The organism is Pedobacter sp., assembly GCF_045628745.1.
Lineage (GTDB): Bacteria > Bacteroidota > Bacteroidia > Sphingobacteriales > Sphingobacteriaceae > Pedobacter.
The window spans coordinates 1-2,704 of record NZ_JAZQPU010000439.1 but is presented as its reverse complement, the minus strand read 5'-3'; the positions used below and the strand labels follow the sequence as shown (position 1 = coordinate 2,704).

Below are 2,704 nucleotides of genomic sequence, written 5' to 3'. Positions count from 1 at the left end.
TGTGGAAGAGTTTGCTGAAGGAGTGCATGCAGGTCAACATGCATAATTAAAAATCCAAAAGAGCCTTCTTTATCTTATATAATGATAGAAGGGGCCCAAAACAGAAGCCTTGTTATTTATAAAAAATAGCAAGGCTTTTTTCTGGGGCTCATAATCTGTATCATAAAGTTAAAAAATCAAATTCTCAATTTCTTAACTGATACAGTTCATTTTACAGTATCGCAAATCCACGCAAACAAGTTTATCCTACTCACATCTTGAAATTGGGTAAGCACAATTAAAGATTATCAACCCTCACTTCCCTTTCAATATGCTGTTTTTTTTCATCAGTATTCATTTTTGTAAAACCAAATTTCGGCGCAATTCGAGATAATAGCTTACCAATTTTTGATACACCCACTACTATTTCATCATCACCATTAATCAAACCCTTAAACACCTTTTGAGCAAAAAGTTCAGTAGTGATCAGTGATATTTTCTTTCCTTTGTTCATTTGAGTATCTACAGCAGGTGGTATTACTTCCACCACTCGTATAGATGTTTTACGAAAATGAAATCTCAGACTCTGAGTTATGGCCCTTAAACCAATTTTAGTTACACTATATGCAGATGATTGTACCGATGGAATAAAAACATATCCACTTGTAACATTTACAATAGTAGCATCGTATTGCTTCTCTAAAATCGGCATTAATAGATGGATTAAAGCTACCGGTGCTATTAAATTAGTAGCTAGCTCACTTTCTAACGTTGCAATATAATTAGGATGCATAATATCTGTAATACTATAAATTCCTGCGTTATTTATCAGAACATTCAATTTAGGAAATCTACTATTTACTTCGGTTTTTAATGCTTCTCTTCCTTCGGCGTTAGATAGATCTACAACAAAGGTTTTTAACGTTGGAAAGCGCTTTTGTGCATCATCAAGAGTGGCTTTTGTCCTTCCACAAATGATTACTTCATTTCCTTCTTTTAATAAGATTTCTACCAGAGCCAATCCTATTCCGGTACCACCACCAGTTACCAATACTGTATTACCGCTTCGTTTCATTTAATTCATTTCTAAATTGAATTGCAAATGTATATTCAATACTATACTTTTGCAAGTAGTTACCAAAAAGTATATTAATATACTTAATGTTAGTATATTGTTTAATAAGCAGTTAAAGCAAAATAAAAATGGAAAATAACCAAAGTTGTGTTGATTTGAGCGATATACAGTTCATACTGCAAGTTTTGGGAGGTAAATGGAAGTTACATATTCTTACCAGCCTGTATTTCGGGAAAAAGCGTTTTAAAGAGTTAGAAAGAAATGTAACAGGAATTTCTCCAAAAATGTTAATAAAAGAATTAAAAGATTTAGAAGCTATAGGTATAGTAAACAGGCAAACTTTTAATACGGTTCCCATTACTGTGGAATACAGTTTAACAAAAGAAGGTCTGACATTGAAACCAATTCTTGACCAAATGACAGAGTGGGCAATTGTTTATAAGAAACAAATGGTGAAAAAAGTGAAATTTGATCAGATTAAAAATCCTTAAACCTATGTCCTTTCTTTACCACATCACGCTTAAAATAAAGGTAACCCTTTTATGCTGCCTGCTTAGTGCTGTTTTGTTTGCCAGAAGACTGATACTTACCTTGAAAACAACAGTATTGATATTACTATTGGTATAAAACCAAGGCCAGTGCTTGATCAAGACTTTTTTCATCATCAAATCTTCTTATTAGGTGAATCTCACGGCGTTCAAAACCCCAGGAAATTGATTTTAACTTTTTGAAGCTGCTGAACAGCAAAGCGGGCGTACATACTTACATCGCTGAAATTGATTTCGCTAAAGCTTACTTTTTAAACCAGTACTTGGTTTCTGGCAATGAAAAGCTGATAGGTACTGTTTAATGCATTCATCCCAGAACAGTGGCAGGATAAGGGAAAACACTACACAGCCATTGATAAGTTTAATTACGATGGGCCGATAACTACCTTTAATTTTATTGAAGACTTTAAATCAGTTGGTAAACCTGATGCAACAACTTTAATCAGGTTGAACGGAATAGGCTGCATTTTTACTAAGCAGCCTATCGTTGTAAAGTACGACGACTTAATGCCTGCGGAGCAAAGGATGACTTTTGATGAACCGGGAAAGAATGCTGCCGATTATTTCCAATACGTTATTTAGTACGCAATTCGCCGGCGGTTACCCTAATCATCCCTTGATTTAGAGCTTGCATAATTTAAACAATTACCGAAGAATAAAAAGTTTTATTATTCGAGCCCGAACCATTCACCAGGCTGCATAATCAATGCCTGGGCATATGAACCGTGTAACGCCTTCCGAAGTCTTTCAACAGCATTGTCAGTTTCTGTATACATCGGCGGTTTGTGAAGTGACCTGTAATGAATAGGCACGACATTTTTTGCCCGAATGATATTTGCTGCTGCAGCAGCCTGTTCGGGTGTCATTACCGCTTCAAGCGGACTTGAAGGCTGCAAATGGGGGAAATTAACTACCGGTGCATTGATAGGCAGAAATACCACATCAAAAGAGCCATATTTATTGGCGATTCGCCACCAAAGCCCATGGAACAAAGTATCTCCGGCATGTATGATCCTATATTCATCACATTCGACTATCCAGCTGACTTGCGGATCACCAAACCCATCAACCGCAGGAACTGAAGATATTTTGAACGGCCCAA

The 2,704-nt window shown here is 36.0% G+C and carries 3 protein-coding genes; 1 reads left to right on the top strand and 2 read right to left on the bottom strand.

Annotation, left to right across the window (positions count from 1 at the left end; genetic code table 11):
• Positions 1 to 277 precede the first annotated feature (277 nt).
• On the bottom strand, positions 278 to 1,054 hold the full coding sequence (locus tag ACR2F7_RS16015) for an SDR family oxidoreductase (protein WP_432714547.1): 777 nt from the start codon (positions 1,052 to 1,054) through the stop codon (positions 278 to 280).
• A 128-nt stretch (positions 1,055 to 1,182) separates the two neighbouring features.
• Between ACR2F7_RS16015 and ACR2F7_RS16010 the strand changes: the two genes are divergently transcribed.
• Positions 1,183 to 1,545 (top strand): winged helix-turn-helix transcriptional regulator, encoded by a 363-nt coding sequence (locus ACR2F7_RS16010; RefSeq protein ID WP_432714546.1) that lies wholly within the window; start codon positions 1,183 to 1,185, stop codon positions 1,543 to 1,545.
• Between the two features lie 725 nt (positions 1,546 to 2,270).
• Here the strand turns inward: ACR2F7_RS16010 and ACR2F7_RS16005 are convergent.
• The coding region (locus tag ACR2F7_RS16005; RefSeq protein WP_432714545.1) for an MBL fold metallo-hydrolase at positions 2,271 to 2,704 on the bottom strand (434 nt) is incomplete at its 5' end.